At 74.1% G+C, this 26,010-nt stretch carries 26 protein-coding genes, 4 tRNA genes and 1 other RNA gene; 12 read left to right on the top strand and 19 right to left on the bottom strand.

The window, feature by feature from the left end:
• The 6 genes from AC07A6_RS07160 to purS form a co-directional block, all read right to left on the bottom strand.
• Positions 1-480, bottom strand: a complete 480-nt coding sequence (locus tag AC07A6_RS07160; protein WP_478776368.1) for an META domain-containing protein — start codon at positions 478-480, stop codon at positions 1-3.
• A 41-nt stretch (positions 481-521) separates the two neighbouring features.
• Positions 522-1,313 (bottom strand): maleylpyruvate isomerase family mycothiol-dependent enzyme, encoded by a 792-nt coding sequence (locus AC07A6_RS07155; RefSeq protein ID WP_478776367.1) that lies wholly within the window; start codon positions 1,311-1,313, stop codon positions 522-524.
• A 9-nt stretch (positions 1,314-1,322) separates the two neighbouring features.
• Complete coding sequence (locus AC07A6_RS07150) at positions 1,323-2,582, bottom strand: hypothetical protein (protein WP_478776366.1); 1,260 nt, start codon at positions 2,580-2,582, stop codon at positions 1,323-1,325.
• A gap of 123 nt (positions 2,583-2,705) precedes the next feature.
• Positions 2,706-4,955 carry a phosphoribosylformylglycinamidine synthase subunit PurL gene (gene purL, locus AC07A6_RS07145; protein WP_362456343.1) on the bottom strand — a complete coding sequence of 750 codons (2,250 nt, stop codon included), beginning with the start codon at positions 4,953-4,955 and terminating at the stop codon, positions 2,706-2,708.
• A complete protein-coding gene (gene purQ / locus AC07A6_RS07140) occupies positions 4,952-5,632 on the bottom strand; it encodes a phosphoribosylformylglycinamidine synthase subunit PurQ (RefSeq protein WP_125594811.1) in 681 nt (226 codons plus the stop codon). Before purQ ends, purL begins: the two co-directional genes overlap by 4 nt.
• A 2-nt stretch (positions 5,633-5,634) precedes the next feature.
• On the bottom strand, positions 5,635-5,880 hold the full coding sequence (gene purS, locus AC07A6_RS07135) for a phosphoribosylformylglycinamidine synthase subunit PurS (RefSeq protein ID WP_042801325.1): 246 nt from the start codon (positions 5,878-5,880) through the stop codon (positions 5,635-5,637).
• Between the two features lie 327 nt (positions 5,881-6,207).
• Between purS and AC07A6_RS07130 the strand changes: the two genes are divergently transcribed.
• The 8 genes from AC07A6_RS07130 (at position 6,208) to AC07A6_RS07095 (ending at position 10,740) form a co-directional block, all read left to right on the top strand.
• Positions 6,208-6,525: a histone-like nucleoid-structuring protein Lsr2 gene (locus tag AC07A6_RS07130; RefSeq protein WP_125819353.1), complete on the top strand. Its 318-nt coding sequence runs from the start codon at positions 6,208-6,210 to the stop codon at positions 6,523-6,525.
• 143 nt (positions 6,526-6,668) lie between these two features.
• Positions 6,669-6,740 (top strand) — tRNA-Gly (locus AC07A6_RS07125).
• 78 nt (positions 6,741-6,818) lie between these two features.
• Positions 6,819-6,891: transfer RNA gene (locus tag AC07A6_RS07120), tRNA-Gly, on the top strand.
• 159 nt (positions 6,892-7,050) lie between these two features.
• Positions 7,051-8,007, top strand: a complete 957-nt coding sequence (locus AC07A6_RS07115; RefSeq protein ID WP_478776365.1) for an ABC transporter ATP-binding protein — start codon at positions 7,051-7,053, stop codon at positions 8,005-8,007.
• Entirely contained in the window at positions 8,004-8,765 is a 762-nt protein-coding gene (locus AC07A6_RS07110) for an ABC transporter permease (RefSeq protein ID WP_386272024.1), read from the top strand. The genes AC07A6_RS07115 and AC07A6_RS07110 overlap by 4 nt, the downstream gene beginning before the upstream one ends.
• A gap of 28 nt (positions 8,766-8,793) precedes the next feature.
• Positions 8,794-10,035 (top strand): sensor histidine kinase, encoded by a 1,242-nt coding sequence (locus AC07A6_RS07105; RefSeq protein ID WP_478776364.1) that lies wholly within the window; start codon positions 8,794-8,796, stop codon positions 10,033-10,035.
• Positions 10,032-10,643 carry a response regulator transcription factor gene (locus AC07A6_RS07100; RefSeq protein ID WP_007265383.1) on the top strand — a complete coding sequence of 204 codons (612 nt, stop codon included), beginning with the start codon at positions 10,032-10,034 and terminating at the stop codon, positions 10,641-10,643. Before AC07A6_RS07105 ends, AC07A6_RS07100 begins: the two co-directional genes overlap by 4 nt.
• Positions 10,644-10,667: 24 nt before the next feature.
• Positions 10,668-10,740 (top strand) — tRNA-Gly (locus tag AC07A6_RS07095).
• A gap of 43 nt (positions 10,741-10,783) precedes the next feature.
• Here AC07A6_RS07095 and AC07A6_RS07090 read toward each other — a convergent pair.
• The 6 genes from AC07A6_RS07090 to ffs form a co-directional block, all read right to left on the bottom strand.
• Positions 10,784-11,686: a phosphoribosylaminoimidazolesuccinocarboxamide synthase gene (locus AC07A6_RS07090; RefSeq protein ID WP_386274919.1), complete on the bottom strand. Its 903-nt coding sequence runs from the start codon at positions 11,684-11,686 to the stop codon at positions 10,784-10,786.
• Between the two features lie 76 nt (positions 11,687-11,762).
• Complete coding sequence (locus tag AC07A6_RS07085; RefSeq protein WP_478776363.1) at positions 11,763-13,268, bottom strand: N,N-dimethylformamidase beta subunit family domain-containing protein; 1,506 nt, start codon at positions 13,266-13,268, stop codon at positions 11,763-11,765.
• 161 nt (positions 13,269-13,429) lie between these two features.
• Complete coding sequence (locus AC07A6_RS07080; protein ID WP_478776362.1) at positions 13,430-15,214, bottom strand: hypothetical protein; 1,785 nt, start codon at positions 15,212-15,214, stop codon at positions 13,430-13,432.
• 287 nt (positions 15,215-15,501) lie between these two features.
• The gene (gene purD / locus AC07A6_RS07075) at positions 15,502-16,755 is read right to left on the bottom strand and encodes a phosphoribosylamine--glycine ligase (protein WP_362456364.1); all 1,254 of its coding nucleotides are present in this window, start codon (positions 16,753-16,755) and stop codon (positions 15,502-15,504) included.
• 60 nt (positions 16,756-16,815) lie between these two features.
• A complete protein-coding gene (locus tag AC07A6_RS07070) occupies positions 16,816-19,062 on the bottom strand; it encodes a DNA polymerase III subunit gamma and tau (RefSeq protein ID WP_478776361.1) in 2,247 nt (748 codons plus the stop codon).
• A 65-nt stretch (positions 19,063-19,127) separates the two neighbouring features.
• Positions 19,128-19,226, bottom strand: an RNA gene (ffs, locus tag AC07A6_RS07065) — signal recognition particle sRNA small type.
• 119 nt (positions 19,227-19,345) lie between these two features.
• On the opposite strand from ffs, the gene AC07A6_RS07060 reads away from it, so the two are divergent.
• A tRNA-Ser gene (locus tag AC07A6_RS07060) sits at positions 19,346-19,433 on the top strand.
• Positions 19,434-19,495: 62 nt separating this feature from the next.
• Here AC07A6_RS07060 and AC07A6_RS07055 read toward each other — a convergent pair.
• From AC07A6_RS07055 to AC07A6_RS07040, 4 genes are read right to left on the bottom strand one after another with little or no spacing between them, the layout of a single operon-like run.
• Positions 19,496-19,732, bottom strand: a complete 237-nt coding sequence (locus AC07A6_RS07055; RefSeq protein ID WP_478776360.1) for a hypothetical protein — start codon at positions 19,730-19,732, stop codon at positions 19,496-19,498.
• Entirely contained in the window at positions 19,729-20,190 is a 462-nt protein-coding gene (locus AC07A6_RS07050; RefSeq protein ID WP_478776359.1) for a hypothetical protein, read from the bottom strand. Before AC07A6_RS07050 ends, AC07A6_RS07055 begins: the two co-directional genes overlap by 4 nt.
• Positions 20,191-20,238: 48 nt before the next feature.
• Positions 20,239-21,225, bottom strand: a complete 987-nt coding sequence (locus tag AC07A6_RS07045; RefSeq protein WP_478776358.1) for a GHMP family kinase ATP-binding protein — start codon at positions 21,223-21,225, stop codon at positions 20,239-20,241.
• Entirely contained in the window at positions 21,222-21,719 is a 498-nt protein-coding gene (locus AC07A6_RS07040) for a MarR family winged helix-turn-helix transcriptional regulator (RefSeq protein WP_478776357.1), read from the bottom strand. Before AC07A6_RS07040 ends, AC07A6_RS07045 begins: the two co-directional genes overlap by 4 nt.
• A gap of 120 nt (positions 21,720-21,839) precedes the next feature.
• Between AC07A6_RS07040 and AC07A6_RS07035 the strand changes: the two genes are divergently transcribed.
• Positions 21,840-22,685 (top strand): NAD(P)H-binding protein, encoded by an 846-nt coding sequence (locus tag AC07A6_RS07035; RefSeq protein ID WP_478776356.1) that lies wholly within the window; start codon positions 21,840-21,842, stop codon positions 22,683-22,685.
• Between the two features lie 23 nt (positions 22,686-22,708).
• Positions 22,709-23,116, top strand: a complete 408-nt coding sequence (locus AC07A6_RS07030; RefSeq protein WP_478776355.1) for a MarR family winged helix-turn-helix transcriptional regulator — start codon at positions 22,709-22,711, stop codon at positions 23,114-23,116.
• Here AC07A6_RS07030 and AC07A6_RS07025 read toward each other — a convergent pair.
• Positions 23,100-23,753 (bottom strand): disulfide bond formation protein B, encoded by a 654-nt coding sequence (locus AC07A6_RS07025; protein WP_478776354.1) that lies wholly within the window; start codon positions 23,751-23,753, stop codon positions 23,100-23,102. The genes AC07A6_RS07030 and AC07A6_RS07025 overlap by 17 nt on opposite strands.
• Before the next feature lie 12 nt (positions 23,754-23,765).
• The gene (locus tag AC07A6_RS07020; protein WP_470981379.1) at positions 23,766-23,924 is read right to left on the bottom strand and encodes a hypothetical protein; all 159 of its coding nucleotides are present in this window, start codon (positions 23,922-23,924) and stop codon (positions 23,766-23,768) included.
• A 140-nt stretch (positions 23,925-24,064) separates the two neighbouring features.
• Here AC07A6_RS07020 and AC07A6_RS07015 point away from each other — a divergent pair, with 140 nt between their 5' ends.
• Positions 24,065-24,466 (top strand): TOBE domain-containing protein, encoded by a 402-nt coding sequence (locus AC07A6_RS07015; protein ID WP_478776353.1) that lies wholly within the window; start codon positions 24,065-24,067, stop codon positions 24,464-24,466.
• A 7-nt stretch (positions 24,467-24,473) separates the two neighbouring features.
• Here the strand turns inward: AC07A6_RS07015 and AC07A6_RS07010 are convergent, their stop codons facing one another.
• On the bottom strand, positions 24,474-25,934 hold the full coding sequence (locus AC07A6_RS07010) for a PucR family transcriptional regulator (RefSeq protein WP_478776352.1): 1,461 nt from the start codon (positions 25,932-25,934) through the stop codon (positions 24,474-24,476).
• Between the last annotated feature and the right edge of the window lie 76 nt (positions 25,935-26,010).

Genomic DNA, 26,010 nt, shown 5'->3' with positions numbered 1-26,010 from the left:
TCACTCCGCGGCGGACGCGGCCTCGGCGGTGGCGGTGCTGCCGTCCGGGGCGGTGAGGGTGAGGGTCCCGCCCTGGACCTTCCAGGTCAGGGGCCCGGCGCCGAAGAGGGTGGTCAGGGCCCGCTCCACCTCCCCCGCCGTGCCCTCGCACGCCATCCGGGTGCTGGTCACCGGGCCGAAGGTCACGGTGGTGCCGTCGACCGCGGCCGGGGCGCTGAACCGGTTGCAGCCGAGGGTGCCGCTCGCCTGGCCCTCGGGGGTGAGGGTGAAGCGGGCCTCCCGGTCGGCGGGGGCGGTGGTCCCGGCGACGGAGCGCACGGTCCAGGCGGTCGCGGTGAGCGGGGCGTCCGGGACGGGCGCCGTGGTGGGGGTCTGCACGGTCGGGGCGGCGTCGCCGCCGTCCTGACCGGCCGCACTGCACGCGGTCAGGGCCAGTACGAGGGCCGGGGCGCCGGTCGCGAGGAGCCTGAGGGTACGCATGCCCCTGGGACGGTGCCGGCGCCCGGCCGGTTCCGTCCCGCTCAGCCCATCAGGGGCAGCAGCCCGGACAGGTCGGCGCGCTCGCCGCTGGCGCTGACCCGGGCGGCGTCCAGTTCCGCGGCCCAGCCGGTACGGCCCGTCGCGAGCCGGATCCAGGTCAGCGGGTCGGTCTCCACCACGTTCGGCGGGGTGCCGCGGGTGTGGCGGGGGCCCTCGACGCACTGGACCACCGCGAAGGGCGGCACCCGTACCTCGACGGATCCGCCGGGGGCCTTGAGCGCGAGGGCGTCGGCGAGGAGGCGCGTACAGGCCGCCAGGGCCTGCCGGTCGACCGGGATGCCTAGGCCCGCGGCGCGGTTGAGGTCGTCGGTGTGGACGACCAGCTCGACGGTGCGGGTGACCAGGAAGTCGGCCAGGGTCATGTCCCCGATCCACAGGTCCAGCACCCGGCTGCCGGGGTTGGCCTCCAGCGCCGCGGCGAGGCGGGCGCCGGCCTGCTCGTACAGCTCGGGGAGCGGGGCGCCGGTCAGGGTCTCCCGGGCGGCCTCGGAGATCTTCCCGGCGAGGGAGGCGGTGGCGAAGGGCCACTCGACGGCGGTCAGCTCGGCGACGGCGGCGGGCGGCCGGGCGAGGCCGCGGCCCAGCGAGTCGGCGATCCACGCGACGTGCGCGGCGAGCTCGGCCACGCTCCACTCCCCGAGCCCGCTGGGCCGCGCGAGCTGCTCGGGGGTCAACTCCCCGACGGCCCGGGCCACATGCCCGAACTGGGCGGTGACCGCGGCGCGGATCTTCGCCTGGTCGTAGGTGCGCGGCTTCTTCTTGGCGGGCGGCATGGCCCGACCCTACTCGGGTGCGGGCAGCACGAGTCCGGTGCAGCCGTGCCGCGCGGCCGTCGCGGTGGCGTAGGCCGTGAAGACCTCGTCCAGCCGCGGGCCGAGCACCTGGTCGTAGCGGTAGGCCGTGGTCATGCCGAAGACGGCGGGGCGGCCGCCGCAGGTGGCCGACGCGTACACGACGCGGTTCTCGCGGCCGGCCTGGCCCGCCGCGATGTCGTGGAGCCCGCCGGTGAAGGGCTTGACCCTCGTGCCGTCCGCGTCGTCCCCGAAGTAGGCGCGGGTCTGCAGCCACCAGGGGTTCGTGAGGAGGTCCGAGGGGCCGCCGGCCCGGACGCCCTCGGCGAGGAGCTCGGCCCGGATGCCGCGCCGCGTGTCCGTGCCGAGCACGAGGACGCAGGACTCCTGCGCCGCCCGCTCCGCCGGCGGGGTGCCGAGCGCCCGGTCGGGCAGCCGCTTCCGGTCCGGGCGGCCGTGCAGGTGGGCCGCGTACCAGGCGCAGCCGCCGGTCGCGCGGTCCGCGGGGCCGAGGTCCCGCCCGGGGGCGGGCAGGTCGGCGGGGAGTTCGGGCGGGGTGGTCTCGCAGCCCTTGCGCTGCGCCGCCCGCACCGCCGCCGTGCGGGCGATGGCGGCCAGTGCCCTGCGGTCGCCGGCGGTCGGTTCCCCGTACCGGGCGGTCGCGGTGGCCCTGAAGGAGGTCACCCCGGCGGCGTCCTCACGGCACACGGCCTCGACCGTGACGGAGCGCGCGGTGTGGCTGCCGGCCCTCCCGTCCCCGAGGGGAGCGGGGAGCGGGGCGGCGATCCGGTCGGTGACGTCCTCGGTGGGGTCCCTCGGGGCCCACGGGTCGACGGGCTCGTCGGCCGGGTCGAGGACGTGCAGGCCGGGCTGGGGCAGGGAGTGGACCTTGAGGGTGAGGTACGGGGGCCGGTCCCGCTCCCCGGCGCGGCCGCTGCGCAGCTCGCAGAGGTCGGGCAGGTCGGACAGGTCCAGCCGGTGCCCGTACGCGTCCTCGTCGGCCGACACCCGGTCCCGGCCTCCGTCCAGCCGCAGCACCGCGTCCGGGTCGGCCAGGTCCGCGCACGCCTGCCTGATCTCCGTACGGCTTTCCGCGCGGTGCTGCCCCGACCGGTGGGAGTCGTACAGGGCCCAGCCGCCGAGGAGCACGCCCGCCGCCCCGGCGGTGCAGAGCAGCGCGTTGAGGGCGTTGCGCCGTCGGCCCCGGTCCGGCAGCGGTCCGCCGCCGGACGGCTCCAGTGGTGCGAACATCCGGGCCTCCTGCGGCGACGACGCGACGCGGGCGACGCTACCAACGGGCGGCCCGGGCGGCCGCGGAAAACGGCGGGCCCCCGCCCGGAAGGGTTCCGGACGGGGGCCGCTGCGAGCGCGGGATCAGGCCAGCAGGCCCGGGATCGTCGCCTCGTGGGCCTCGCGGAGCTCGGCCAGGGGGAGGGTGAACTCGCCCTGGACCTCGATCGCGTCGCCGTCGACCACGCCGATGCGGGCGGCCGGCAGGCCCCGCGCACCGCACATGTCGGTGAAGCGGAGCTCCTCGCTGCGCGGGACGGCCACGATGGCGCGGCCCGCGGACTCGGAGAACAGGAAGGTGAACGCGTCCAGGCCCTCCGGGACGACCACGCGGGCACCGTTGCCGCCCTTGAGGCAGGACTCGGTGAGCGCCTGGACGACGCCGCCGTCCGACAGGTCGTGCGCGGCGTCGATCATGCCGTCGCGCGAGGCGGAGATCAGGATCTCGGCGAGCAGCTTCTCGCGGCCCAGGTCCACCTTGGGCGGCAGGCCGCCGAGGTGGTCGTGGACGACCTGGGACCAGGCCGAGCCGCCGAACTCCTCGGCCGTGTCGCCCAGCAGGTACAGCAGCTGGCCGGCCTCCGCGAACGCCATCGGCGTGCGGCGGTTGACGTCGTCGATGACGCCGAGGACCGCGACGACCGGGGTCGGGTGGATCGCGACGTCGCCCGTCTGGTTGTAGAGGGAGACGTTGCCGCCGGTCACCGGGGTGCCCAGCTCCAGGCAGCCGTCCGCGAGACCGCGGCAGGCCTCGGCGAACTGCCACATGACGTCCGGGTCCTCGGGGGAGCCGAAGTTCAGGCAGTCGGAGATCGCGAGCGGCTTGGCGCCGGTCGCGGCCACGTTGCGGTAGGACTCCGCCAGCGCCAGCTGCGCGCCCGTGTACGGGTCGAGCTTGGCGTAGCGGCCGTTGCCGTCGGTGGCCATCGCGACGCCGAGGTTGGTCTCCTCGTCGATGCGGATCATGCCGGCGTCCTCGGGCTGGGACAGCACGGTGTTGCCCTGCACGAAGCGGTCGTACTGGTCGGTGACCCAGGACTTCGAGGCCTGGTTCGGGGAGGAGACCAGGGCCAGGACCTGCGCGCGGAGCTCCTCGGAGGTCCCCGGCCGGGGCAGCTTGCCCGCGTCGTCCGCCTGGAGGGCGTCCTGCCAGGAGGGGCGCGCGTAGGGGCGGTTGTAGACCGGGCCCTCGTGGGCGACGGTGCCCGGGGGCACGTCCACGATCTGCTCGCCGTGCCAGAAGATCTCCAGGCGCTCGCCGTCGGTCACCTCACCGATGACGGTGGCGATGACGTCCCACTTCTCGCAGATCTCCATGAAGCGGTCGACGTGCTGCGGCTCGACGATCGCGCACATGCGCTCCTGCGACTCGCTCATGAGGATCTCCTCGGGCGAGAGCGTCGCGTCGCGCAGCGGCACGGTGTCGAGCTCGACGCGCATGCCGCCGGAGCCGGCGGAGGCGAGCTCGGAGGTCGCGCAGGAGAGCCCGGCGCCGCCGAGGTCCTGGATGCCCGCGACCAGCTTCTCCTTGAAGATCTCCAGGGTGCACTCGATGAGGAGCTTCTCCTGGAAGGGGTCGCCGACCTGGACGGCGGGGCGCTTGGTGGGCTTAGTGTCGTCGAAGGTCTCGGACGCGAGGACCGAGACGCCGCCGATGCCGTCGCCGCCCGTGCGGGCGCCGTAGAGGATGACCTTGTTGCCGGGGCCGGAGGCCTTGGCGAGGTGGATGTCCTCGTGCTTCATCACGCCGATGCAGCCGGCGTTGACCAGCGGGTTGCCCTGGTAGCACTCGTCGAAGACGACCTCGCCGCCGATGTTCGGCAGGCCCAGGCAGTTGCCGTAGCCGCCGATGCCGGCGACGACGCCCGGCAGGACGCGCTTGGTGTCGGGGTGGTCTGCCGCGCCGAAGCGCAGCGGGTCCACGACCGCGACCGGGCGGGCGCCCATCGCGAGGATGTCGCGGACGATGCCGCCGATGCCGGTGGCCGCGCCCTGGTAGGGCTCGATGTAGCTCGGGTGGTTGTGCGACTCGACCTTGAAGGTGACCGCGTAGCCCTGGCCGACGTCGACGACGCCGGCGTTCTCGCCGATGCCGACGAGCATGGCGTCGTTCTTGGGGGCCTTCTTGCCGAACTGGGCGAGGTGGACCTTGCTGCTCTTGTACGAGCAGTGCTCGGACCACATGACCGAGTACATGGCCAGCTCGGCGCCGGTGGGACGGCGGCCGAGGATCTCGCGGATCCGGGCGTACTCGTCCTCCTTGAGGCCGAGTTCCTTCCAGGGCTGGGAGGCGTCCGGGGTCTCGGTGGCGTTCTTTACGGTGTCGAGGCTCATGCGCTGACCAGCTTCTTCAGGACCGACGTGAAGAACGGGAGGCCGTCGGTGCGGCCGGTCCCGATCAGCGGCTCGACCGCGTGCTCGGGGTGCGGCATGAGGCCGACGACGTTGCCCGCGGCGTTGGTGATGCCGGCGATGTCGCGCAGCGAGCCGTTGGGGTTCACGTCCAGGTACCGGAAGGCCACTCGGCCTTCGGCCTCCAGTTCGTCGAGCGTGCGCTCGTCGGCGACGTACCGGCCGTCCATGTTCTTGAGCGGTACGGAGATCTCCTGGCCGGCGGTGTAGTCGCCGGTCCACGCGGTGTCCGCGTTCTCCACCCGCAGCTTCTGGTCGCGGCAGATGAAGTGGAGGTGGTTGTTGCGGAGCATCGCCCCCGGCAGCAGGTGGGCCTCGGTGAGGACCTGGAAGCCGTTGCAGATGCCGAGGACGGGCATGCCGGCCTTGGCCTGCTCGATGATGGTCTCCATCACCGGCGAGAACCGGGAGATGGCTCCGGCGCGCAGGTAGTCCCCGTAGGAGAAGCCGCCCGCGAGGACGACCGCGTCGACCTGGTGCAGGTCCTTGTCGCGGTGCCAGAGCGAGACCGGCTCGGCCCCCGCGAGGCGGACGGCGCGCAGCGAGTCACGGTCGTCGAGCGTTCCGGGGAACGTGACGACTCCGATGCGTGTGGTCACCGTCAGGCCTCGACCTTCACGGTGAAGTCTTCGATGACGGTGTTGGCGAGGAACGTTTCGGCCATCTTGTGGATGCGGTCGAGGGCGGCCTGGTCGACCGGTCCCTCCACCTCCAGTTCGAAACGCTTCCCCTGGCGGACGTCGGCGATCCCATCGAAGCCCAGGCGCGGCAGTGCACGCTGCACCGCCTGGCCCTGGGGGTCGAGGATCTCCGGCTTGAGCATGACGTCGACTACGACGCGTGCCACTGGCACTCCCGATGAGGTGGTTGGTGCGAAGGCGGTTCCCTCAGCGTACCCGCCCGAAATTTCTACGCGGGTAGATATCCGTCGGGTCCGAACCTGCGGCCGTTTCGGCTTCACCAACGCTTCGCAAAATCCACCGGAAAACCACGCCCTCGGGATTGCGACGGGACACGCGGGGATAATTAACTGGGCTTCGCAATTCAATGGGAATCGCGGTACAAAGGAATCAGCCGGGATTCCAACGGTTTGACGTATTCCACCGAAACATCCACACAGGCGACATCACCGCACGTCAGCGGGCGGCGACGGCGCACGAAGGGACCGATATCCGTGGCGCAGCGCGTAGTAGTCACGATCTCCGACGACATCGATGGCGGAGAAGCGGCGGAAACGGTCACGTTCGCCCTGGACGGTAAGTCGTACGAGATCGACCTCAATGCGGCCAACGCAAAGAAACTGCGGAAGAGCCTGGCCCCCTTCGTGGCCGCCGGCCGCCGCCGGTCCCGCTCCGGGAAGACGTTCAAGACGACGTCGATCGCGCCGGACCCGGCGGTGGTGCGGGCCTGGGCCCGCTCGCACGGGCACGACGTACCGCCGCGGGGCCGCATCCCCAAGACGGTCTACAGCGCGTACGAAGCCGCCCACTGACCGTCCGGCGGCCGCCCGGTGACCATCGGGCGGCCGTCCGTCCGATGGTCCGCCGACCCGGATTTGCCATGCACCCCCTCCGATCGGCTAGTGTGTGGATCACGCCGAGGGGCCAGGCCGAAAGGCAAGAACCCCGAAGTCGTGCGGGTGTAGTTCAGTAGCAGAACACCCCCCTTCCAGGGGGGAGGCGCAGTGTGCAATCCCTGTCACCCGCTCTGCACAGCTTTACCGACCACGGTTGTGGATCAGGTAGAGTAGTGCTCGCATCGCAACGACCCCGGTCGTAGCAGCATGCGGACGTAGCTCAGTTGGTAGAGCACCACCTTGCCAAGGTGGATGTCGCGCGTTCGAGTCGCGTCGTCCGCTCAGTGAACGAAGGCCCCGATCGGATTCCGATCGGGGCCTTCGTCATTTCCCCCTTCCTCTTTCGCTTTTGTGACGCGGCCCACATCCGATGACAAATGTCATCGCGGGCGGTGACAGCGTGCACTGCTCCGCCCGCCGGGCCGCCGCGAGGCTTGAGCCATGACCACCGACACAGTGATCCAGGCAGAGGAACTGCGCCGCGGCTACGCCGGGGGCTTCGAAGCCGTGCGGGGCGTCACCTTCTCCGTGGCGCGCGGCGAGGTCTTCGCCCTGCTCGGCACCAACGGCGCCGGCAAGACCTCCACGGTCGAGCTGCTGGAAGGGCTCGCCGCCCCGACCGCCGGGCAGGTCCGCGTCTTCGGCCTCGACCCCCACACCCGGCGCGCCGAGGTCCGCCCGCGGACCGGGGTCATGCTCCAGGAGGGCGGCTTCCCCTCGGACCTGTCGGTGACCGAGACCGTCCGGATGTGGAGCGGGGTCACCACCGGTGCCCGCCCCGCGGCGGAGGTCCTGGAGCTGGTCGGACTGGCCGCACGGGCGTCCGTACGCGTCAAGCAGCTGTCCGGCGGCGAGCGGCGGCGGCTCGACCTCGCGCTCGCCCTGCTGGGCCGGCCCGAGGTGCTCTTCCTCGACGAGCCGACCACCGGCATGGACCCCGAGGGCCGCCAGGACACCTGGGCCCTCGTCCGGGAACTGCGGGCGCAGGGCACCACGGTGCTGCTGACCACGCACTACCTGGAGGAGGCCGAGCAGCTCGCCGACCGCCTCGCGATCCTCCACGAGGGGGAACTGGTCCTCTCCGGCACCCCCGAGGAGGTGACGGCCACCCAGCCGTCCCGGATCCGCTTCACCCTGCCCGCCGGAGTCCCGGCCGCCCGGCTCCCGCTGGAACTGCGCGCGGCAGCCGACGGGCAGCAGGTCGAGATCCGCACCGAACGGCTCCAGCACGACCTGGGCGCCCTGCTGACCTGGGCCGACACGGCCGGGGTGGCACTGGCCGGGCTCGACGCCCGCCACGCCTCCCTGGAGGAGGCCTTCCTGGAGATCGCCCGGAACCGGCGCCACGCGGGCACCGGCACTCTTGCCCACGACGACACGATGGCGGGGACCCGATGAACACCATGACCCTGAACCCCGGCCGGATCGCGGCACTCGGCCGCTCCGAACTGACGCTGCTGCTGCGCAACCGGGCCGCGCTGAGCGTGGCCGTGCTGCTGCCCGCCCTGATGGTGTTCGTCCTGCGCTCCTCCGTCGGCGGGGACACCGCGGCCGCCGTCGCCGAGGCCACCCTCACCGGTGGCATCGGGATGGTGCTGCTCCTCGTCGTCTACATGAACCTGGTCTCCGCGTACGTGGCCCGCCGCGAGGAACTCGTACTGAAGCGGCTGCGCACCGGCGAGGCCGGCGACCTGGAGATCCTCGCCGGGAGCGCGCTGCCCGCCACCGCCATCGCCCTCGCCCAGATCACCGCGCTCACCGTGGCCGGCGCCGCGGTGCTGGACGCCCCGATGCCCGCCAACCCGGCGCTGGTGGCCGCCGGCGTGCTCGCCGCGATACCGCTGCTCGCCGGACTGGCCGCGCTCACCAGCGCGTTCACCCGCAACGTGGAGACCGCGGGGCTGACCACGCTGCCGCTGTTCCTGGCGACGATGATCGGCTCGGGGGTGTTCGCCCCGACGGACAAGATGCCCGACGTGGTGGCCTCCGTGTGCGAACTCCTGCCGCTCAGCGGTGTGATGACGCTCGTACGGGCCGGCTGGAGCGGCGGGGTGCCGGGCTACGACCTGCTGGGTGCCGCGCTCACCACGTTGGCCTGGATCATCGTCACGGTGTTTGCTGTCCAGCGGTGGTTCCGCTGGGAACCGCGCCGCTGACCAGAGCGAAGAGCCGGGGGGACGGAACGTGTCGAAGCTGACCGGGTGGTGGAAGAAGCGCAGCAGCGCGGGGAAGGTCGAGGTGTACACGCGCTGGTCCTTCCACGCGTTCGTGCTCATCGAGATCGTGTCCTTCGGGCTGGTCGCCGTCGCCGCCAGCGAGGACAACGACACCCCGCGGCCGCTGGCCTTCGCCGCCCTGGTCGTGGTCGTCGCCCACGCGGTCCTCGTCGGCTTCCTCTCGTCCAGGGCCCTCGACGCCGTGTGCGGCCGCCGCGAACGCCCGGTCAGGCTCGCGGTGGTGACCACGGCCGCCACCGCCGCGGCCGTACTGCTCTTCCTGTTCCTGCGCCGGTTCGGCAGCCTCGACGAATCCGTGGCCCCCGGCCTGGTGGTGGGGGTGACCTGCTTCGGCTGCGGATCCCTCGTCCTCGCCGTGGAGAAGGTCCAGCACATGAAGTACGTCCCCCTCGTCGCCGCGGTCGGCTCCGCGGCGACCGTCGCCGCGCTCGGCCTGCCGCTCAGCGAGATCATCGGGTACTTCGTCACCGTCCTGGTCGCCGGCGTCTTCCTCGCCTTCACCTGCGGGTTCTCCGGCTGGCTGCTGCGCACCGTCTACGAACTCGACCACGCCCGGGAAGTCCAGGCGCAGTTGGCGGTCGCCGAGGAGCGGCTGCGGTTCGGACGGGACCTGCACGACGTGATGGGCCGCAACCTGGCGGTGATCGCCCTCAAGAGCGAGCTGGCGGTCCAGCTGGCACGGCGCGAACGCCCCGAGGCCGTGGACCAGATGATCGAGGTGCAGCGGATCGCGCGCGAGTCGCAGCGGGAGGTGCGCGACGTCGTGCGCGGCTACCGGGAGGCGGACCTCTCGGTGGAGCTGGAGGGCGCGCGCGGGGTGCTGAGCGCGGCCGGGATGGACTGCCGGGTCGAGTACGCGACGTCCGGGCGGCAGCTGCCGGGCGAGGTGCAGTCGGCGCTGGGCTGGGTGGTCCGGGAGGCGACGACGAACATCCTGCGGCACGGGGACGCGCGCAGCTGCCTGATCCGGCTCACCGCCCCGGCGGACTCGGGCACGGTGACGCTGCTGGTGGAGAACGACGGGGTGCCCGAGACACCCGCCGGGATGCCCGGGTCCGGGCTGGCCGGGCTGCGGGAGCGGCTCGCGGCGGTGGACGGGACCCTGCTGGCGGGGCCGGCCGAGGGCGGCCGGTTCCGGCTGCGGGCCGAGGTGCCCCTGGACACGCGACGAGTGGAGGTGCGGGCGTGAGCCCCGTACGCGTACTTCTGGCCGACGACGAACACCTGATCCGGGGCGCGCTGGCCGCACTGCTGGGCCTGGAGGACGACCTCGTCGTCGTGGCCGAGGCGGCCTCCGGGCCGGAGGCCCTCGCCATGGCGCGGGCGCACCGGCCGGACGTGGCGGTGCTGGACCTCCAGATGCCGGGCGCCGACGGTGTGAGCGTGGCCACATCCCTGCGGGCCGAACTGCCCGACTGCAAGACCATGATCGTGACCAGTCACGGGCGTCCCGGACACCTGAAGCGGGCGCTCGCGGCGGGGGTCCGGGCCTTCGCGCCGAAGACGGTCTCGGCGCAGCGGCTGGCCGAGCTGATCCGCACCGTGCACGCCGGAGGGCGTTACGTGGACCCGGAGTTGGCGGCCGACGCGATCAGCGCGGGCGACTCCCCGCTGACCGCCCGCGAGGCGGAGGTGCTGGAACTCGCGGCGGACGGGGCGCCGATCGCGGAGATCGCGGAGCGGGCCTCGCTGTCGCAGGGGACCGTGCGCAACTACCTGTCGTCGGCGGCGACGAAGCTCGGCGCGGAGAACCGGCACACGGCAGTGCGTCTCGCACGGCAGCGGGGTTGGGTATAGTAGGTCTCGCGCTACGGCGCACAGGCGGACATAGCTCAGTTGGTAGAGCACCACCTTGCCAAGGTGGATGTCGCGCGTTCGAGTCGCGTTGTCCGCTCAGCTGGCGAAGGCCCCGATCACCGATCGGGGCCTTCGTCGTGTCAGCTCCAGGTCTGGCCGGTGAGGCGCTCGTAGGCCTCGACGTACTTGGCGCGGGTCTGCGCCACGACCTCCTGCGGGAGGACCGGCGGCGGGAGCTCGCCCTTGGAGTCCCAGCCGGAGGCCGGGGAGGCCAGCCAGTCGCGGACGTACTGCTTGTCGAACGAGGGCTGGGTGCGGCCCGGCTGCCACTGGTCGGCCGGCCAGAAGCGCGAGGAGTCCGGGGTGAGGACCTCGTCGGCGGCGACGAGCGTGCCGTCCTTGTCGAAGCCGAACTCGAACTTGGTGTCCGCCAGGATGATGCCGCGCTCGCGGGCGATGTCGCGGGCCCGTCCGTACACGGCGAGGGTGGTCTGGCGCAGCAGCGCGGCCGTCTCGGCGCCGGTGGTGCGGGCGACCTCCTCGTAGGAGACGTTCTCGTCGTGGTCGCCGACCTCGGCCTTGGCGGCCGGGGTGAAGATCGGGGCGGGCAGCTCGGAGCCGTCCACCAGGCCCTCGGGGAGGGCGAGGCCGCAGACCGTGCGGGACTGGACGTACTCCTTGAGGCCGGAGCCGGTGAGGTAGCCGCGGGCCACGCACTCGACGGGGACCATGTCCAGGCTCTTGCAGACCAGCGTGCGGCCGGCCCAGTCGGCGGGGGCGCCGGCGGGCAGGTCGGTGCCGATCACGTGGTTGGGGACCAGGTCCTTGAGCTGCTCGAACCACCAGAGGGAGAGCTGCGTCAGGATGCGGCCCTTCTCCGGGATCTCGGTGGGCAGCACCCAGTCGGCGGCGGAGATGCGGTCGCTGGCGACCATCACGAGGTTGCCGTCCTCGTCGCGGTAGAGGTCGCGGACCTTGCCGGTGTGGAGGTGGGCGAGGCCGGGCACCTGCACCGGCTCGGGCTTTTCGACGAATCCGGGCACGGGGTCTCCCTGTGGTTCTGTACGAGCGCGGGACCATTCTCCCGCACGGGCCCCCGTGCCCCGGCCAGGGGGTGGCTCAGTCCCGCTTGCAGATCCGGTCGAGGAGGTTCGCCGTCGCCCGCTGGACCCGCTCGTCCACGTGCCCGGGGCGGTCGAGCGCCGGGGACCAGGCGAAGGTGCCGGACGCGAAGACCAGGGCGCCGCTCGGGGCCCGGTACAGGGAGGTCTCCTGGTGGCGCTTGGCCCCCTCGCCGTCGAGGTACGGGGAGTGCGCGAGCAGGATGCGGTCCTGGTGCTCGGGGAGCTGGGTGCGCGGGAAGTACCGGTCGGCCTCGCCGGCCACCAGCCCGTCGAGCTCGTCGTTCTCGGCGGCTCCGGTGGAGTCCCAGAGCCAGTGCGTGGCGTTGCGGACGATCAGCGGCGCGGGCTCGGGGACCCGCCCCGCGTACTGGATGCCGAGCAGCTGCTGCTCGGGGCGGTCGATCTCGCGCCAGAGGCTGGGGCGGCCGGGGCCGCGGCGTTTTCGGCAGGTCAGGAGCCGGTCATCGACCCCGGAGGGCGAGGGGGACAGCTCGACCTGCCAGTACATGGTGTTCGCGGAGAGGAAGACGAGCGAGGTCCCGTGGTCGCGGGCGCGCTCGACGGTGCGGCGCATGGGGACCGACCAGTACTCGTCGTGGCCGGGGAAGACCAGGCCCCGGTAGCGGGTCGGGTCGACGCGGCCGGAGTGCAGGTCGCGGGTGTCGGCGTAGGCGAGGTCGTAGCCGTAGCGCTCGGCCCAGCGGATGAAGTCGTAGGCGTGGCCCACGTGCAGCGGCAGGCCGGCGCCCGCGTAGGGGCGGTCGAAGGAGACGGTGATGGCGGCGTCGCGCTCGCCGAGCAGCCGGCCCCGCTCGTCCCACGCGTGGTAGAGGCTGGCGCCCGTGCGGCCGTCCTCGGGGTAGAGGTTGTAGGCCTGCCAGGTGATGTCCGGGAGCAGCAGGAGGAGGTCGGCGGGGTGGTCGTCGCGGACCGTGAAGGGGATGTGGGAGCGGTAGCCGTCGGCGGTGGTGAGGACGGCCACGTAGGCGCCGACGCTCCAGTACGAGGGGACCTGGAGCCGCCAGGAGAGCCACCAGTGGTGGCAGGAGACGGTGCGGTCGGCGGTGAGCGGGGGCGGCTGGACGATGCCGGACAGCCGGGGGCTGGTGGTGATCTTGGAGGCGCCGTCGCCGCCGTAGTGGCCGATCCGGTAGACGTCGACGGAGAACTGCTGGGGCGGGTCGACGGTGATGTGGAAGTCGATGGCCTCGCCGGGGGTGACCGCTCCGGTGGAGGCGAAGCCCTTGATCTGCCGGTGGACGTCGTCGGCGGTGCGGGGGCCGCCGCCCCGGGGGGCCTGGGCGGGGACGCCCGGGTGCCGGCCCGGGCTCTGGCCGGGGGTGGCGACGGCGGGGTCCACGTACCAGGGGACGACCTGGCCGGTGTCGTCGAAGTACAGCTCGCTGCCCCGGAACCAGGGCAGGGGGCCCTGGCCGAAGGGGTCGGTCACCGCGTGCGCGAGCGCACCCGACTCCCAACGCCGGATCTGGTCCGCACCCATACCGCTCCCCTCCCTCGCTCCCCCGAACGCGTTTGCTCCAGTCAGGTGCGCGGCGGTTTTTCGGACACCTTTCCGCGACCGGTCCCAAGCACATCACATAACGCACTCACTCCGTCACCGTTCGTCGTGAATTGACGTGACCGGAACGCGGGGCGGGCGGTTCAGAGGAGGCGTACGGGCTTCTCGGGGCGTACGCCGAGCTCCGCGAGCCAGTCGCGCAGCGGGGCCGGGTCCCCGTCCTCGACGAGGGAGAGCACCCGGGGGGCGAGGTCGGCGCGGCGCTCGCCGCCGACCAGCAGGACGGGGCCGTCCAGCCAGTCCAGGCCGGGGCCCGCGCCGGCCCAGTCCACGGCGGCGCAGCAGACCAGGGCGGTGACGTGGTCGGCGAGCAGGTCGCGGCCGCTGCGCGGGGGCTGGAGCGGGAACAGCGGCAGCGTGTCCGCGCCGCCGCGCGGCTGGGGCCTGGCGGCTCCGGCGGCGCGCTCCTCCCGGGCCAGGTCGCCGCTGAGCCGCCCGGCGAGGGCCTCCCCGGCCGCGCCCTCACCGGCGGGGTCGGTGAGGTAGCCGAGGACCCGCTCCAGCGTCGCCCCGCCCGGGGGAACCGGTTCGCCCGGGGCGGCGGGCCGCTCCGCGGGGCGGGCGGGGGCGGCGGGGGCACCCGGGGTGCCACTGGCGGAGGCTCCGGCCTGGGCGGGGGCGCCCGTGGTGACGGGCACGGGCTCCGCCGGGGCCGCCGGGACGTCCGGCCGGGGCTGGGCGGCGGCGGGCGGTGCCAGGTCCGCCGGGACGGACAGGGCGTCCAGGGCGGCGTGCAGGCGGGCCGCCTCGCTGCGCCACTTGCGGTCCACGACCTCCTGCGGGTAGGCCGCCCAGTCCACGGGGGACCAGTCCGGGCCCGCCTCGGCCGGGCCGCCGTGGAACAGCCGGGCCGCCAGCAGGGAGGCGGCCTCGTCGACCACGCCGGGCTGCTCCAGCAGGTCGCAGGCGGGGCGCTCGCCGAGCCGCGAGGTGAACCCCTCGGCCAGCCGGTCCCGCCGGGACAGCTCGGTCAGGGCGGAGACCACCCCTGCATCCAGGTGCGCCGGCCAGCGGCCCATCCGCCAGGCGGGCAGCGCGACCCGGGTCAGCAGCCGGTCCCAGCCCGCGTAGGCGAGGCCCACCTGCTCCTGGGCGACGATGCGCAGGCCGTAGTCCACACCCTGTGCACGGTCGGATGCGGCGGCGGCCACCCCGCGCTCCATCTCGGCGGCGTCCGTCCGGCACAGCCGCAGCAGCAGCCGGGCCGGGCCGCCGATCCAGCCCAGGCCGGGCCTGCCGCCGATGTCCGCCGCCGCGTCGAGGCCGCGTACGAAGCCGCGGGCGTCGGCTATGTCCGGGTGCGCGGAGGGGCCCGTACCGGCGACGACGGGCGCCAGGACGGCCCGCAGCTCGGCGACCCGCATCCACCACAGGAAGGGCGAGCCGATCACCAGCACGGGGGCCGCGCCGGGCTCGGACTCCGGGCCGGCGCCCGTCCCCCTGCGGCGGTGGGCGGCATGGGTGCGGTCCTCCAGCCAGCTGTCGCAGTCCGGGGTGAGGGCTATCGCGGAGGGCGCGGGGACGTCCATCCGGTCGGCCAGGTCCCGCACGAGGCGGTAGAGGTCGGGGGCGGCGGCTTCCGGCAGCGGCACCGTCGGGGTCACGGCGGGACCCGCGCGCAGCACCACCGCGCCGAATATCCCGCCCGCCAGCAGCACCAGGGCGGCCACCGCGCAGACGGCCAGGGTCACCGCCGGCCAGGGGTCTCCGGCCAGCCGGCCCGTCATCCGGGCGGCGACGAGCACCACCGCGAGGGCGGCGGGCAGCAGCACGGCGGCCGTGGCCCTGCTGCGGACCCGCAGCACGGCGAGGGCCCGCGAACGCGCGAACGGCGCGCCCACTTCTGCGATCGAACCGGTTCCGGACACGGCCGGACCTCACCCCCTCTGCCCTGCGGCGGCTTTGCTCACTCCCCCACTGTGACACCCGCCACTGACATCGCAATGCCGGTGGGCCATGTGCCGGAATGCTTGCGCCGCACCCTAGTTGGGGCGGGCGCGGACGTCAGGCAGTCCGGGTGACGATCACCCGATGGAATGGCTTTGGCTAAAGGTGGCTGCGTTCGAAGGCGGCCGGATGCAGTCGCACGCGTACGTACGCGCGGGCCCGGCGCGCGTCTTCGCGCACCGGGCCCGCGTCATGACGGCCGTGCTGGTCAGCGGCCTTCGGCCGCCTTGGCGGCAATGTCCGTGCGGTGCTGGGACCCGTCGAGCTTGATCCGCCCGACCGCCTTATACGCCTTCTCTCGCGCCTGCGCCAGGTCGGAACCGGTCGCCGTCACCGACAGGACGCGACCGCCCGCGCTGACGACGGCGTCGCCCTCGCGGCGGGTCCCGGCGTGCAGCACGTACGCGTCGGGCGCGTCCTCGGCCGCCACGTCCCCGAGGCCCTCGATCGGGTCGCCGGTGCGCGGGGTGCCGGGGTAGTTGTGCGAGGCGATGACCACCGTGACGGCCGCGTCGTCGCTCCAGTTCAGCGCCGGGAGGGTGTTCAGGGTGCCGTTCGCGGCGTTCAGCAGCACGCCGGCGAGGGGGGTGCGCAGCCGGGCCAGGACCACCTGGGTCTCGGGGTCGCCGAAGCGGGCGTTGAACTCGATGACGCGGGTGCCGCGGCCGGTGATGGCCAGGCCCGCGTAGAGCAGCCCGGAGAAGGGGGTGCCGCGGTGGCGGAGCTCGTCCACGGTCGGCTGGAGGACCAGCTCCATGACCTCGTCGACCAGCTTCGGGTCCGCCCACGGGAGCGGCGAGTACGCGCCCATGCCGCCGGTGTTGGGGCCCTGGTCGCCGTCGAGCGCGCGCTTGAAGTCCTGCGCGGGCTGGAGCGGCAGCACGGTGACGCCGTCGGTGATGGCGAAGAGGGAGACCTCGGGGCCGTCGAGGTACTCCTCGATGACGACCCGGTCGCAGGCCAGCGCGTGGTCCCGGGCGGCGGCCCGGTCCTCGGTGACGACGACGCCCTTGCCGGCGGCGAGGCCGTCGTCCTTGACCACGTACGGGGCGCCGAAGGCGTCGAGGGCCGCGTCGACCTCCTCCGCGGTGGTGCAGACGTAGCTGCGCGCGGTCGGGACCCCGGCGGCGGCCATGACGTCCTTGGCGAAGGCCTTGGAGCCCTCCAGCTGCGCGGCCTCGGCGGACGGTCCGAAGACCGGGATGCCGGCCGCACGGACGGCGTCCGCCACGCCGGCGACGAGGGGGGCCTCCGGGCCGACGACGACCAGTCCGGCGCCGAGTTCGACGGCGAGGGCGGCGACCGCCGCGCCGTCGAGGGCGTCGACCGGGCGCAGCTCCGCCACCTCGGCGATGCCGGCGTTGCCGGGGGCGCAGTACAGCGCGGAGACGTCGGGGTCGAGGGACAGAGAGCGGCACAGGGCGTGTTCGCGGGCGCCGCCGCCGATGACGAGGACCTTCACGCCGCCCAGGGTAGCCCGGACGGCGCGGCCGGTTTCGTGCGGCCACCCAATCAGCGGGGGCTACTCGTTCGTGTATTCCTCCACAACGGTCGCCCCGAGCTCGCGCACGATCAGGTCGTGTCCGGTCAGGGCGCTGTCGACGAGGTCCGGGTCGTCCTCCTCCGGCACGTCGTCCTCGGGGGCCACCGGCGGCGGCGCCTGCTGCACGGGCGGCTGGGCCGCGGGCGCCGACTGCGGGGGCGGCGGCTGGTACGCGGACGGCTGCGGGGCCTGCTGGACCGGCGCGGCGGGCGGGGCCTGCGGGGCCGCCGGGGGCGGGCTGTAGGCGGGGGCGGCCGGCGCCGGGTAGGAGGAGTACGAGGAGGGCGCCGCCGGGGCCGGCCCGCCGCCCCCGACCACGGCGTCGATCTTCCAGTTGACCTGGAACTGCTCGGCCAGGACCGCCTTCAGGACGTCCTCGCTGCCGCTGCTCGCGAAGTTGTCGCGGGCTCCGGCGTTGGGGAAGCCGAGCTGGAGGGTGGTCCCGTCGAAGCCGGTGACCTGGGCGTTCTGGCTGAGCAGGATCCAGGTGAAGCGGCGGCGGTTCTTGACGGCCTCCAGGACGCCCGGCCACATCGCCTGGACCTGCCCGGCCCCGGCCGCCATCTCGGCGGAGGGCGCGGCGGCCGCCGGCGCGGGCCCGGAGGAGGCCGCCGGGGCGGGGGCGGGCGCGGGGGCGGCCGGGGCTCCGCTGCCGGGCACGGCGGCGCTGGGCCACGCCCCGGCGGCGGGCGCGGCCGGGGTGGCGGGGGCGGCCGGCGCGGCCGGCGTGGAAGCCCCGGGCCAGGCGCCGGGGGCGGGTGCCCCGCTGCCGGGCTGGGCCGCCCCGGGCCACGCACCGGGCGCCTGGGCGGGCGCGGGCGGAGCGGCGGCCGGAGCTGCGGCCTGGACGGGCGCGGGGGCCTGGACGGGCGCGGGCGCCGGGGCCGGGACGGGGGCCGGGGTCTGGACCGGAGCCGGTTCCGGCACGGGACCCCGTACGGCGGCACGCGCGGCGGCGACCCCGCCGCCGGGACCGGCCGGAGCCATGCCGTGCGCCTCCGGCCCGGGCACGTAGCCCATGGCGGGCGGCGCGGCCGGCGCGGGGGCGAAGGCGGCACCGGCGGGCGGCCCGCTGCGCTCCAGCCGGTCCAGCCGGGCCTGGAAGGAGCGCTCGTCGTCGAAGGCGGCGGGCAGCAGCACCCGGGCGCAGATCAGCTCCAGCTGCAGGCGGGGCGAGGTGGCACCGCGCATCTCGGTGAGCCCGGCGTTGACCAGGTCGGCGGCGCGGCTGAGCTCGGCGGCGCCGAACACCGACGCCTGGGCCTGCATCCGCTCCACGACATCGGCGGGGGCGTCGATCAGCCCCTTCTCCCCGGCGTCCGGCACGGCGGCCAGGATCACCAGGTCGCGCAGCCGCTCCAGCAGGTCGGCGACGAACCGGCGCGGGTCGTTCCCGCCCTCGACCACCCGGTCGACGACCTCGAACGCGGCGGCCCCGTCCCCCGCGGCGAAGGCGTCGACGACGGAATCGAGCAGCGAGCCCTCCGTGTACCCGAGCAGGGAGGTGGCCATGGCGTACGTCACACCCTCCTCGCCCGCACCGGCGAGGAGCTGGTCCATGACGGACATGGAGTCACGCACGGACCCGGCGCCGGCGCGCACGACGAGCGGCAGCACGCCGTCCTCGACCTTGGCGCCCTCGCGCCCGCAGACCTCGCCGAGGTAGTCGCGCAGCGTTCCGGGCGGCACGAGCCGGAAGGGGTAGTGGTGCGTCCTGGAGCGGATCGTCCCGATGACCTTCTCGGGCTCGGTGGTCGCGAAGATGAACTTGAGGTGCTCCGGCGGCTCCTCGACCACCTTCAGCAGGGCGTTGAAGCCCGCCGAGGTGACCATGTGCGCCTCGTCGATGATGTAGATCTTGTACCGGCTGGACGCGGGCCCGAAGAAGGCCTTCTCCCGCAGGTCGCGCGCGTCGTCGACACCACCGTGCGAAGCGGCGTCGATCTCGATGACGTCGATGGACCCCGGCCCGTTCCTGGCCAGGTCACGGCAGGACTGGCACTCCCCGCACGGATCCGGGGTGGGACCCTGCTCACAGTTGAGGCACCGCGCCAGGATGCGCGCGCTGGTCGTCTTGCCGCAGCCGCGCGGGCCACTGAACAGGTACGCGTGATTGACCCGGTTGTTCCGCAGGGCCTGCATCAGCGGGGCAGTGACATGCTCCTGCCCGATGACCTCGGCGAACGACTCGGGGCGATAGCGGCGGTACAGCGCAAGGGACGACACGTCTACGAGGTTATCCGGGCCCACCGACAACAACGGCCCGCCGACGCCCCCGGACCCGCCCCGGAACGCAAAGCGCCCCTCACGCACCCGCCAGAGCCCACTTACCCTTGCTGCCTTCCGGCCCTGGGGGAGTTGGGTGAGATAGCGCCACGTGAGGGGCTGGGCCCCACCCTAGCGGATACGGGCCCCCGGAATCGAGCCGGACCCCTCCCCGGATCCGCTCGGGACCCCCGGCCGGGATCGTGTTCGCGAGCACCCCTCAACGTCTTGTATTGTTTGCGGCGGAGGATTCGCCTAGAGGCCTAGGGCGCACGCTTGGAAAGCGTGTTGGGGGCAACCCCTCACGAGTTCGAATCTCGTATCCTCCGCCAGCCCGAAGGGCCGGACCGCGAAAGCGGTCCGGCCCTTCGGCGTTTCCCGGTCCGGCCGCCGGTCATGCCCCTGCCCCGTCCGCCGCGAGGGCGGCCCAGTGGTGGAGGAGGGCGGGCAGGGCGTCGGCTTCGGTGTCGGCGAGTTCGGCGTCGAAGGCGGCGAGGCGGGGTCCGGGGAGGGACTCGCGGATCCCGCGGACCGTCGGGTGCGGGCGGGCCGGGGCGGCGGGGGCGGGCGGGGCCGTGCTCAGCAGCAGTTCCTCCACCCCCGGCAGCCAGCCAAGGCCGGGCGGGGTCACCACGGGAAGCCTTCGGCGCAGCCGTACGCGACGAAGGAGCCGGCGGCCAGGGCGCCGGTCGCGGCGAGGCCCCGGCGGCGCCAGTCCGGGAACGAGCAGAGGGCCACCAGGCCCGGGCCGGCGGCCAGGGCGGAGAGGGTGAGGAGCGAGGGCTCCGGGTAGTCGTGGGGCGAGAGCGGGGCCAGCAGGGCCAGGGCGTACATCTGGAGGGCGAGGCAGGCCGGGACGGTCGCCGTTCTCGGGCGGACGTCCAGCAGGCGCAGGGCGATCACGAAGAAGACCACCGCCGCGGCGAACCACGCGACGAAGGCGGTGAACTGGTACACCGGGAGGCAGATCGTGGGGCCGGATTCGCAGCGGCCGTCCTCGGTGGCGCCCCACCACCACAGCCCCATCGCCAGGTACCCGGTGAACAGACCGGAGAGGGTCCCGCCCACCACTGAGTAGATCTTGTCCATGCGTCAGACGCTTCCAGTGCGGGGAAGGTGCGTCCTGAGTACGCGTACTCAGATGCGGCCACTTTCGTAGACACTGTCTACCTCGCTTGGTGGACAGTGTCTGTCAATGCCCGGAATCACCGCCTTCCGCCCCGCGCCGGTCCAGTCGTCGGCCGGGCCGAGGGTGCGGTGGAGGCGGGTGGTGCCGGGGAGGGCGGCAGCGCAGGCGGACAGGGCCGCGGCGGCCTTCGCGGGGGTGGCGGGGTCGTCGTGGGGCAGCAGGATGCCGAGCACGGTGCCGCTGTGGGCGCAGGCCACGCCGAGCCCGCCGACGTCCCGGCAGATGCGCAGCAGGGCGGACAGGGCGGGGCGCGGGTGGCGGCCGGCGTGCAGCTCGGCGCTGCGGGTGGCGACGCGGCCGAGGGCGGGCAGGTCGGCGGCGCGGACCGCCTCGCGCGCCCGGTCGAGGAGGAGGGCGTACTCGCGCCGCTCGTCCGGGCCGGGTGCGGCGGCCGTGCGGTTGCGGCCGATGGTGTCGACGGTGCCGCCCTCGTCGTAGCCGACGACCGTCATGGCGGGTACGGTGCCCAGCCGCTCCCGGAGCCGGACCTCGCGGTGCCCGAAGGCGACGATCCCGTCGTACATGACCCCGTCGGTCGGCTCCACGCCGCGCAGCAGCGCCTCGACGTCGGCGGGGCCGAACCGGGCGCCCACGGCGTCGGCGACGGCCCGGGCCGTGGCCACGAGGTCGGCCGAGGAGCTGGCCATGCCCTTCCCCTCGGGCAGTTCGCCGCCCAGCCGCAGCCGGCCGCCGCCGCCGAGGCCTGCGGCGCGCAGGGCCCGTACCGCCAGCCGTGCCGCCCGGCGCTTGTGGGCCGGGGCGACCCGGACGCCGGGGGCGGACGGGTCGTACGAGAACTCGGCAGTGGACCACCGCGCCAGCGGCAGGGTCACCATGAAGTGGCCGCCGGCGCCGGGCAGTACGCCCTGGAGCAGTTCCCCGAAGGTGCCGAAGGCACTGCCGCGGCCGGCTCCCGCCGGCCCCGGGCGGCTCAAGCCCCGCGCCGGCGCAGGGACTCCTGGGAGGCGACGTACTTCAGCATCAGGCGGGCGAAGTCCAGGCGTTCGCGCTCGCTCCAGTCGGCGGTGATGTACTCGAACGCCGAGCGCTGGTGCCGGCGGAAGCGGACCATCAGCTCCTCGCCGTCGGGGCTGAGGTGGAGGACCGTGCGGCGGCCGTCCTGCTGGGAGGCGGCGCGGACCAGGTAGCCGGCGGAGATGCAGTCGGACACCATGCGGCTGGCCACCGAGGGGTCGGTGCCCAGGTGCGCGCCGACCGCGCCGACGGTGACCTCGCGGGCGCCGTCCTGTCCGATCTCCAGGACCACGTTGAGGACCAGGGTCCGGCCGAGGTCCTTCTGGGAGATCGGGTCCTCGACCTCCAGGAGCGAGGAGCGCCGCAGTTTCCCGAACGCCGGGCCGACCGCGTTCAGCAGCTCTTCGTCACCCATGTCCGCCGCGCCCGCCGCGTCCGCCTGCTGCTTCGTCATGACCCTCATCGTACATACGTGACTGTCGGCAAACATGTGTTGACCTGAAAACGTGTGCATGCAAGCATGCATATGTCGGCGGTCAACGAATGGCTGCCGCACCACGAACGGAGAACCCCCATGAGCACCCTCGTCACCGGCGCCCGCGGCAAGGTCGGCCAGGCCCTCGTAGACCGCCTGCACTCCGCCGGCCGCACCGTCCGCGCCGCCAGCTCCCACCCCGCCCGGCTCACCGTCCCGGCCGGCGTCGAGACCCGCGAGCTCGTCCTCGACCACCCCGAGACCTTCGCCGCCGCACTGGACGGCGTCCGGCAGGTCTTCCTCTACCCCGAGCCCGCCGGCATCCACGAGCTGATCGCCGCCGCCGGGGCCGCCGGCGTCGAGCACGTCGTCCTGCTGTCCTCGTCCTCCGTCCTCGCCCCCGGCGCCGCGGACGACCCGCTCGCCGGCCACAGCCTGGAGGTCGAGCGCGCCCTCGCCGCCTCCGCCCTGACCTGCACCTTCCTGCGCCCGGACGCCTTCGCCAGCAACTCCTTCGGCTGGGCGTACCCCGTCGGCCGGTCCCTGCCGGTCCAGCTCGCCTACCCGGACGCGCACATCGCGCCCATCCACCCCGAGGACATCGCCGACATCGCCTTCGAGGCCCTCACCGGCGACTCCCTCACCGGCCGCCGGCTCACCCTGACCGGCTCCGAGTCGCTCACCTTCCGCCGCCAGCTCGCCGTCCTGTCCGACGCGATCGGCCGCGAGATCCCCGTCGAGCAGATCACCCGCGCCGAGGCCGAGCGCCAGATGGGCGCCCACATGCCCGCGCCGATGGTCTCCTCGCTGCTCGACCTGTGGGAGGCCGCCTGCCACGGCCCCGCCACCGTCGCCGACACCACCGGGACCCTCCTCGGCCGCCCCGCCCGCACCTACGCCCAGTGGGCCCGCGAGAACGCCGCCGCCTTCGCCCCCCGTCCGTGAGCCCGTCCGAAGGAGCACCCCCGATGAAGCCCATCGGCTACTGGCTCAACCGCACCGACCAGGCCCTCACCGACGCCATGGACGCCCTGCTGGCCGAGTTCGGCCTCACCCGGCTCGGCTGGCAGGTCCTGAACGTCCTGCGCGATGACCCCGCAGCCGGCGACGCCACCGTACGGACCGTCCTCGCGGCCAACGCCGACGCCGCCGCCCTGGACTCCGCCGTCGCGGCCGTACTCGCCGGCGGCTGGGCGGCCCGGCCGGAGCCGGACCGCCTCGCCCTCACCGACGACGGCCGAGCCCGGCTCGGGCTGGCCGCGCGGCGCATCGGCGCCTTCCGCGAGCTGTCGACGGCCGGCATCTCCCCGCAGGAGTACCGGACCGCCGTCAGCGTCCTGGAGCGGATGACCCGCAACCTCACAGCAGATCGGTGAAGAACCGGTAGCCGGCCGGGTCGCCCGGCATCTGCCAGTGCAGGCCCTGGAGGAGGAAGCAGGCCACCAGGTTGCTCACCGCGAAGAACGCGAGGACGGCCAGGGTGAAGCCGGCCGCGCGGCGCAGGGCCGGCGAGGCCTGGGCGGCGCCCAGGGGCTGGGACTCGCGGGCCAGGACGAGGTTCACGGCCGCCGCGAGGACGGCGAGCAGGAAGGTGATCGCGGCCCAGGTGTAGAGGTGCAGGCCGAACAGGGCACCCGCGTAGCCGGGGTCCGGGGGCACGATGTGCATCAGCACCTGCGAGGCGGAGACGGTGCTGCCGATCAGCGCCGAGACGATCGCGACGCCCCACCCGGAGGCGAACTCGGCGGTGCTCACGGCGCCCTTGCGCGAACGGGCGACGATCATGGCCGGTCCGAGCGCGCTGAGCAGCATGAACATCCGCTGGAGCAGGCACATCGGGCAGGGGTACTCCCACAGGCCGAACTGGAAGACGTACGCGCCGCCGATGGTGGCGCACATGCCCAGCACGTAGGCGTGGGCGAACCAGAGGCCGAGGCGGTGGGAGAGCCGGGCGGGGGGAAGCGTGGTGACGGTGGTGCTCGCGGTGGCGGTGGTGGTCGCGGTGGCGGTCATTCGGGCTCCTCCTCAGAAGCTCAGGCCGAAGGCGCGGTCGAGGTGGGGGAGGAACGCGAGCGTGGTGAGCGCCAGCGTCCCCGCCCACAGCAACAGCCGTGACCTGCGCGGCCAGTCGCGCAGCACCGCCCACAGGCAGAGGGAGATCAGGAGGAACAGGAGGGTGTACATGGCGTCCTTGCTTCATCGGAAGGCTCTTGCCACCACCCTCGTCCGGTCCTCCGGCCCCCGGTAGGACCCCCGGACCGATGGACCCATAGGCCGGCCCTATGCCCCGCCGCGACCGGGACGGCAGCCCCTAAGCTGCGGGCGTGCCGTCTTACTCGATCGGACAGGCCGCGGCCCTGCTGTGCGTGAGCCCCGAGACCGTCCGCCGCTGGGCCGACGCCGGGCGGCTGCCCTCGCTGCGCGCCCCCGACGGCACCCGGTCCGTCGACGGCGCCGCGCTGGCCGCCTTCGCCACCGGGCGGGCCGCCGGGCTGCACCCCGTGCCCGGCCGGGCCGCCGCGACCTCCGTGCGCAACGCCTTCCCGGGCATCGTCACCGCCGTGCGGGCCGACGAGGTCGCGGCCCAGGTGGAGATCCAGTCGGGCCCGCACCGCATCGTCTCGGTGGTGACCCGCGAGTCGGTGGAGGAGCTCGGGATCGCGGTCGGCGTCAGCGTCACCGCCCGCATCAAGTCGACGGAGGTCCACGTGGACCTCCCCGGGTAGTGCGGGGTCAGCGGCAGAGCAGCGCCGCGTACAGGTCCAGCTTGTGGTCCAGGCGCGAGAGGTCGCGGCCCGTCAGGGCCTCCACCCGCTCCATCCGGTAGTGCACGGTGTTCACGTGCAGGTGGAGCGCCTCCGCCGTCCGGGCCCACGAGCAGTTGTTGGCCAGGAAGACCTCCAGGGTCTCCCGCAGCATGCCGTCCCCCAGCGCCCCCAGCGTCGCCGTCCCGAACACCGAGCGGACCTCCCCCGGCACCCCCGACAGCAGCTCCGCGAGGGTGTCCAGCTGCTCGACCGCCCGCACCCGGCCCTCCGCCCCGGCGGCCGCCGTGAGGGCGAAGCGGGCCTGGCCGAGGGAGGCGCGCAGGCCCTCCGGCCCCGCCGCCCGGGCGCCCGCGCCCAGGCGCAGGTCCGCTCCCGGGACCCCGCAGGCCTGCAGCAGCGGCCACAGTGCGCGCAGCTCGGCCGCGATGTCCACGTGCCCGCGCGGGTCCTCGTACAGCACGGCGGCCGCGTCGCCCGCCGCCCACGGAACCCCCTCCAGGTGCGCCAGCGCCTCGGCCAGCGCCGCCCCCGAGGTGGCCGCGAGCACCCGGTACGGGCCCGTCGCGGGCAGTCCGGCCGCCGCGAGGGCCTCCTCCAGCGCCGCGGGGTCGGGCTCCGCCGGGCCGGACAGCAGCCCGGTCAGGGCCTGCCCGGCCGCCCGCGCGGCGGCGGTGTCGCGGCGCTCGCGGCCCTCGCGGTACTGGGCGAGGACCTCGGCGATCTCGTGCAGCACCCGGGGCGGGGCCGCGTCGGCGTCCGGGACGTGCAGCTGCCAGGCGTCGTACGGGGAGCTGTCGGCCTCGACGCGCAGGGTGAGCCCGCCCCGCGCGGGGGCGGCGGCCCGCTGTGCGGGTATCGCGGGGGCGGAGGGCGTACGGGCCACCGTGCGCCCGCTCCCGGTCAGCAGGTAGCACGCCACCTTGCCGAGGTGCGCGCAGGCCCGGTCCAGCAGTTCGGCGGGCGCGGCGCCGTCCTCCAGCAGCCGGCTCAGCTCGCCGCGCACGTTCTCGGGGAGGGCGAAGGGCCGGGTCGGGCGGCGGCTGAGGTCGCCCCACTGGCGCAGGTACACCGCCTCGGTGACGGCGCGGAAGCTGGTCCGCCCGGGGACGGCCACGATCGGCATCCGGTGGGCCCGGCAGGAGGCGACCAGTTCGTCGGGGACCCGCCCGTGGGTCTCCTCGCCGGCGAGCAGGGCGGTGGCCCCGGCCTCCGCGAGGGCGGAGACGAAGCGGTCGGCCTTGGCCGGCTCGCCCTCCGCCCACCACACCAGCCCGCTCAGCACCAGCTCGCCCGGGCCCAGGAAACGGCCGGGGTCCTCCAGGTCGGTGGCGGTGACACCGCTGATCTCCTGGCCGAGAAGCGCTTCCTCGCCCCAGAGCAGGGTGAGGCCGAGATTGTCCGACTGGAGCAGGTCGAGGACGTGCATGGGGACTCCTTGCGGTGGGGGTGTCCCACATTCGCGAGGTGAATACGACGAATGTCATCGTAAATGCAAGGCTGCT

This window comes from Streptomyces sp. NPDC044002 (genome assembly GCF_056434525.1).
This window is presented reverse-complemented; position numbering and strand designations above follow the sequence as displayed.

What these genes read in the sequence shown, in the direction of transcription:
- AC07A6_RS07160 (WP_478776368.1), bottom strand. Translation starts at nt 480, where the DNA reads ATGCGTACCCTCAGGCTCCTCGCGACCGGCGCCCCGGCCCTCGTACTG.
- purL (WP_362456343.1), bottom strand. Translation starts at nt 4,955, where the DNA reads ATGAGCCTCGACACCGTAAAGAACGCCACCGAGACCCCGGACGCCTCC.
- AC07A6_RS07025 (WP_478776354.1), bottom strand. Translation starts at nt 23,753, where the DNA reads ATGACCGCCACCGCGACCACCACCGCCACCGCGAGCACCACCGTCACC.
- AC07A6_RS07050 (WP_478776359.1), bottom strand. Translation starts at nt 20,190, where the DNA reads ATGGACAAGATCTACTCAGTGGTGGGCGGGACCCTCTCCGGTCTGTTC.
- AC07A6_RS07040 (WP_478776357.1), bottom strand. Translation starts at nt 21,719, where the DNA reads ATGACGAAGCAGCAGGCGGACGCGGCGGGCGCGGCGGACATGGGTGAC.
- AC07A6_RS07030 (WP_478776355.1), top strand. Translation starts at nt 22,709, where the DNA reads ATGAAGCCCATCGGCTACTGGCTCAACCGCACCGACCAGGCCCTCACC.
- AC07A6_RS07035 (WP_478776356.1), top strand. Translation starts at nt 21,840, where the DNA reads ATGAGCACCCTCGTCACCGGCGCCCGCGGCAAGGTCGGCCAGGCCCTC.
- AC07A6_RS07020 (WP_470981379.1), bottom strand. Translation starts at nt 23,924, where the DNA reads ATGTACACCCTCCTGTTCCTCCTGATCTCCCTCTGCCTGTGGGCGGTG.
- AC07A6_RS07115 (WP_478776365.1), top strand. Translation starts at nt 7,051, where the DNA reads ATGACCACCGACACAGTGATCCAGGCAGAGGAACTGCGCCGCGGCTAC.
- AC07A6_RS07150 (WP_478776366.1), bottom strand. Translation starts at nt 2,582, where the DNA reads ATGTTCGCACCACTGGAGCCGTCCGGCGGCGGACCGCTGCCGGACCGG.
- AC07A6_RS07110 (WP_386272024.1), top strand. Translation starts at nt 8,004, where the DNA reads ATGAACACCATGACCCTGAACCCCGGCCGGATCGCGGCACTCGGCCGC.
- AC07A6_RS07085 (WP_478776363.1), bottom strand. Translation starts at nt 13,268, where the DNA reads ATGGGTGCGGACCAGATCCGGCGTTGGGAGTCGGGTGCGCTCGCGCAC.
- AC07A6_RS07010 (WP_478776352.1), bottom strand. Translation starts at nt 25,934, where the DNA reads ATGCACGTCCTCGACCTGCTCCAGTCGGACAATCTCGGCCTCACCCTG.
- AC07A6_RS07155 (WP_478776367.1), bottom strand. Translation starts at nt 1,313, where the DNA reads ATGCCGCCCGCCAAGAAGAAGCCGCGCACCTACGACCAGGCGAAGATC.